The organism is Dietzia sp. B19 (assembly GCF_014145155.1).
GTDB classification, from domain to species: Bacteria; Actinomycetota; Actinomycetes; order Mycobacteriales; family Mycobacteriaceae; genus Dietzia; species Dietzia natronolimnaea.
Map to the genome: position 1 here is coordinate 1 of NZ_JAALED010000068.1, position 4,366 is coordinate 4,366.

The 4,366-nt window shown below is 69.8% G+C and carries 7 protein-coding genes; 5 read left to right on the plus strand and 2 right to left on the minus strand.

Translation table 11 applies throughout. The annotated features are described in order from the left end of the window. Positions 1 to 385: 385 nt before the first annotated feature. On the minus strand, positions 386 to 1,732 hold the full coding sequence (locus G6020_RS02895) for a lipase family protein (RefSeq protein WP_259847920.1): 1,347 nt from the start codon (positions 1,730 to 1,732) through the stop codon (positions 386 to 388). A 185-nt stretch (positions 1,733 to 1,917) separates the two neighbouring features. Here G6020_RS02895 and G6020_RS02900 point away from each other — a divergent pair, with 185 nt between their 5' ends. Then, complete coding sequence (locus G6020_RS02900) at positions 1,918 to 2,535, plus strand: O-methyltransferase (protein WP_206682194.1); 618 nt, start codon at positions 1,918 to 1,920, stop codon at positions 2,533 to 2,535. Between the two features lie 22 nt (positions 2,536 to 2,557). Here the strand turns inward: G6020_RS02900 and G6020_RS02905 are convergent, their stop codons facing one another. Continuing rightward, on the minus strand, positions 2,558 to 2,833 hold the full coding sequence (locus G6020_RS02905) for a WhiB family transcriptional regulator (protein WP_241730769.1): 276 nt from the start codon (positions 2,831 to 2,833) through the stop codon (positions 2,558 to 2,560). Between the two features lie 152 nt (positions 2,834 to 2,985). On the opposite strand from G6020_RS02905, the gene G6020_RS02910 reads away from it, so the two are divergent. The 4 genes from G6020_RS02910 to G6020_RS17410 all read left to right on the plus strand — a co-directional run. Further along, on the plus strand, positions 2,986 to 3,609 hold the full coding sequence (locus G6020_RS02910; protein WP_182609600.1) for a response regulator transcription factor: 624 nt from the start codon (positions 2,986 to 2,988) through the stop codon (positions 3,607 to 3,609). Positions 3,610 to 3,681: 72 nt separating this feature from the next. Further along, positions 3,682 to 3,969 (plus strand): metal-sensitive transcriptional regulator, encoded by a 288-nt coding sequence (locus tag G6020_RS02915; protein WP_095718749.1) that lies wholly within the window; start codon positions 3,682 to 3,684, stop codon positions 3,967 to 3,969. A gap of 53 nt (positions 3,970 to 4,022) precedes the next feature. After that, positions 4,023 to 4,238, plus strand: coding sequence for a heavy metal-associated domain-containing protein (locus G6020_RS02920; RefSeq protein WP_182609601.1), 216 nt, complete (start codon positions 4,023 to 4,025; stop codon positions 4,236 to 4,238). 11 nt (positions 4,239 to 4,249) lie between these two features. Continuing rightward, positions 4,250 to 4,366 (plus strand): heavy metal-associated domain-containing protein (locus tag G6020_RS17410; RefSeq protein ID WP_182609602.1); only part of this gene is annotated, 117 nt, incomplete at its 3' end.

Consider the following 4,366-nt stretch of genomic DNA (forward strand, 5'->3'; position numbering starts at 1 on the left):
GCGGTGCTCGTGGCGGACGCGGTGGCCGCGGCGGACGCGGTGGCCGCGGTGGCCGCGGCACCAGGGGTGTCGCTCGGGTCGGAGCTGCTCGCAGAGTCGGTCTGGTGGGCCACCCAAGCGATTCTACAAGGAAGTTGCGCAATCTACTTGCGAGACCGAGACCAAGACCGAGACCGAAACCCAGGCCAAGGCCGCGACCGAGCCCGAGGCCCAGGCCGCCACCGAGCCACGCGTCGTCGACTGCGTCATACCCGGCGCACCCCAACGAGAAGAGCGTTCCGAGCACCTGCTTCTCGGCGGATGTGTTCGGAACGCTCTTCCCGATGAAGGGGGGCGCAGGCCAGCGCGACCCGGCAGGACGCGCGTAGCCGCGGGGGTCGTCGACTCAGTACGTCCCGCAGTTGACCGGGGCCGGCAGGCCGTCGATCCGGTCGGCCAGGTACTGCACCGTCCCTCCGAGGCCGGAGAGCATCGGCACCGCGTGATTGATGACCAGCCCGGTGGCCACCGGCGGGGTGTGGTCGATCACCATCTCGACGGCCGCACCCTGCGCGCACCAGTCGCGGCCGAGTCGCTGTGACTGGTGACCGGGCACCACGTCGTCGTTCACGGGGGACAGGATCCGCACCGGCGTGGTGGGCGACAGGCGGCCGATGCGTTGGCGCTCCAGGTAGTCCATGATGGCCGGATCCTGCCTGGCGATCTCCCCGGCGGACTGGCCGGACCGCGTGAAGTTGTTGGTGCGCTGCTGGAAGAACTGGATGGCGGTCTCGCCGATGCACTGGTCGGAGGTGGCGGCGAGCATCGCCCGGCCGTGGTCGTTGAGATAGGCGTCGAGGAGCGGGTCCATCTCCGGGTAGGCGTCGACCAGACTGTTGAGCGAGTACCCGATCACGCCGGCGATCGCCGACCCGTCTGCCCTCTCGAGAGTGGCCAGGAGGTCGGCGGGCGGCGATCCGGCGGCGGTGCCGACGAGGTTCACCTCGGCCGCGTACCGCGGATGCAGTTCGGCGGCTGCGGCCACAGCGCCGCCGCCCTGCGAGTACCCGGAGAACACGGTGCGCGGCGAGGGTCCGATGTCCGCACCAGGGATCCGCGGCGCGGCACGGGCGATGTCCAACACGGCACGGGCCGAGGACTCGCGGTGGACGTACGGGTGGATGCCGGGCGTGCCCAGCCCCTCGTAGTCGGTCATCGCGACCGCGTAGCCGCGGGCCAGCAACGCGTAGGCCTGGATGAGTTCGTAGCCGAAGCCCACGCCGGGCGGGTCCGTGCGGACGGTGGCCAGGTTCTGGAAGGTCTTCGACGGCGCGCAGTGGTCGGCCTGACCCTGGGTGCCCGGTGCGAGCACTGCGAGCGGCCGCGTCCCCGGGCCGGTCCACGGCGCGCGGGGCTGGAGGTACGTCCCCGTCACGGCGATTGGCTGGTTTCTCGACCCCGCGGAGGTGTACATGATGCGCTGGGCATCGGTCGAGATCGGGCCCGCGCCGTCCGAGACGAACTCCGCCCCGGGGATCGGTGGGATGGCGCCGGCGAGTGGGAACGACTCGGTCTTGACGAGTGCTCCCGCGCCTGCGGGCAGCTGGGCGGGCGGTTGATAGAACGCGGGAGCAGGGTCGTTGGACGAGCCCTGGGCTGCGGCGACCGGGGCGAGCGCGGCCCCGCCCCCGATGGTGGTCGCCAGAGCGGTGGCGAGTGCGGCAGCGCGCAGCGCGGTTCGACGAAGTAACACGGTCCCCCGGACTTAATGTGTCGTGAATCACTGATGAGCGGAGTCTAAGTCGCCGCCCTCCCGCGTGGGTCGGGCACCCTCCCGGAGCTACCGTCGTAGCCATGACCGAGCACCCGCCCGCCACGCCCGACACCACTGACCATGAGCCCGGATGGGCGGAGGTCGACGCATTCCTCGACGAGGCGATGGGGCTCGAGGACCAGGTGTTGCGGGATGTGCGTGAGGCCACCGCGGCGGCGGACCTGCCCCCGATCGAGGTCTCCGCCGCCCAGGCGCGGTTCCTCGCGCTGCTCTGCCGGATGATCGGCGCGCGCCGCGTCCTGGAGTTCGGGACTCTCGGCGGGTACAGCGCGGCCAGCGTCGCCCGCGCCCTGGGGGACGACGGCGAGGTGGTCACTTTGGAGATCGACCCGCGGCATGCCGAGGTGGCGCGCGCAAACTTCAGACGGGCCGGGGTGGCCGATCGCGTGGAGGTACTCGTGGGCCCGGCCTCGGAGTCGGCGCGGGCGCTGATCGACACGGGTACCGAGCCGTTCGACATGGTGTCCATCGACGCCGACAAGCCCGGCAATCCGGGCTACGTCGAGCTCGCGTTGCAGTTGACCCGCCCGGGCAGCGTGATCGTAGTGGACAACGTCGTGCGCCACGGCGCGGTCGCGGACGCGGGCTCCGACGATCCCGGGGTGCTCGGCAGCCGCGAGGTGCTGACGCTGCTCGGCGGTCATCCGCGACTGGACGCGACCGCCCTGCAGACGGTGGGCGCCAAGGGCTGGGATGGCTTCGCGGTGGCTCGCGTCCGCTGAAGTCGGCGTTGCGGGCCGCAGGTCAGCCGGTGCGCAACCGGCCCGCCGCCTTGTGTCGTTCCAGCTCGGTCATGCCGCCCCAGACGCCGTAGAGCTCCCGCTCCTCGATGGCGTACCGACGGCACTGGTCGAGCACCGGGCACTGCCGGCAGAGCTGCTTGGCGAGTTCCTCGTTCTTCCGCCTCGTGCCCTTGAGGTCGTGGTCGTCGTTGTAGAACAGGTCCTGGTGGCCGACGCAGTTGCCGCGGTCAGCCCATGCCCATCGATCGTCCACTGCGGTCGAGGCGGCCTCAGCCAAATGATCATCCCACTTCCCGGGTCGGCGACGAGTCGAAAGACCGTGCGCGGAACAACGTCCCATCATCCGTTGTATGAAAGCGGGCGGACTACACCCCCAGGGGTGTGATCGCCGTATCGGGGCATCCGAGGGTTCGTTGCTAAGGTCTGTCCATGCCGGTCAGGGTGACTGTGATCAACGACTACCTCGTCGTCGTAGCCGGGGTGAACGCCATACTCTCGGAGTACGCCGACCGCATCGAGGTCGTGGAGAAGCGCACGGTCTCCAAGGGGGCGGCTCCGGTGGACGTGGCCCTGTACGACACGTTCGCCGCGCCGGTGGGAAAGCACGCCCGCCTGGCTGCGCTATGTCAGGACCCGTCGATCGCTGCGGTCGCGGTCTACTCCTTCGCCGCTGACCGCGCTGCTGTCGAGGACAGTCTGGCGTTGGGGGCGAACGGTTTCCTCTCCAAGTCCCTGTCCGCTCCGGAGCTGGTCCGGGGGATTGAGGAGATCGCGGCGGGTCGCATCGTGACGATGGTGGGGCCGGGGTTGTCCGCCACGGGGGCCAACGACTGGCCCGCCAAGGAGGCCGGCCTCTCCGCCCGCGAAGCCGAGATGGTGGGCCTGATCGTGCAGGGTATGTCGAATCATGACATCGCCGACCGGTGCTACCTGTCGGCGAACACGGTCAAGACCTACATCCGTGCCGCCTACCGGAAAATGGGTGTGACCACGCGTGCCCAGGCGGTGGCCTGGGGGATCGAACACGGCCTGAAGCCCGACCGCCAGGCCTGAGCCGCGGGCGTCCCGGGGTTCGGGGCGTCGCGGGCCTTGAAATAGGTACCCTAGGGGGGTACCGTATCTCGCATGGCCGAGCACGGATACACCCCGAACAAGGACGACCACCTCAAGCGGCTGCGCCGCATCGAGGGTCAGGCCCGCGGTCTGCAGAAGATGGTCGAGGAGGACAAGTACTGCATCGACATCCTCACGCAGGTCTCCGCCATGACCCGGGCGCTGCAGTCGCTCTCGCTCAACCTGCTCGAGGAGCACCTGGGCCACTGCGTGGCCGGCGCGATCGAGCACGGTGGCCCGGAGGCGCAGGCCAAGCTCGCCGAGGCCAATGCGGCCATCGCGCGCCTGGTCAAGTCGTAGTCCGCTCCACCGAGCCGCCCTCCACCCGTCTGCCACCACCAGAGGAGAACCCCATGTCTGTCACGTCCCGATTCACCGTCTCCGGAATGACCTGCGGCCACTGCGTCGCCTCCGTGAAGGAGGAGGTCTCGGAGATCCCCGGCGTCACCGATGTGGAGGTCGACCTGGAGTCGGGCCGCCTCGTCGTCGTCGCCCCCGATCCCGTCGACCCCGCCCTCGTCCGCGCCGCCGTGGACGAGGCCGGGTACACACTCCACGACGCGGAATGAGGGAGGACGCCATGACAGGCACCGATATCGCCGGCGGACCGGCGACCACCGTCGTCGACCTCCAGATCGAGGGCATGACCTGCGCCTCGTGCGCCAACCGGATCGAGCGCAAGCTCAACAAGCTCGAC

What these genes read in the sequence shown, in the direction of transcription:
- G6020_RS02915 (WP_095718749.1), top strand. Translation starts at nt 3,682, where the DNA reads ATGGCCGAGCACGGATACACCCCGAACAAGGACGACCACCTCAAGCGG.
- G6020_RS02900 (WP_206682194.1), top strand. Translation starts at nt 1,918, where the DNA reads ATGGGGCTCGAGGACCAGGTGTTGCGGGATGTGCGTGAGGCCACCGCG.
- G6020_RS02920 (WP_182609601.1), top strand. Translation starts at nt 4,023, where the DNA reads ATGTCTGTCACGTCCCGATTCACCGTCTCCGGAATGACCTGCGGCCAC.
- G6020_RS02910 (WP_182609600.1), top strand. Translation starts at nt 2,986, where the DNA reads ATGCCGGTCAGGGTGACTGTGATCAACGACTACCTCGTCGTCGTAGCC.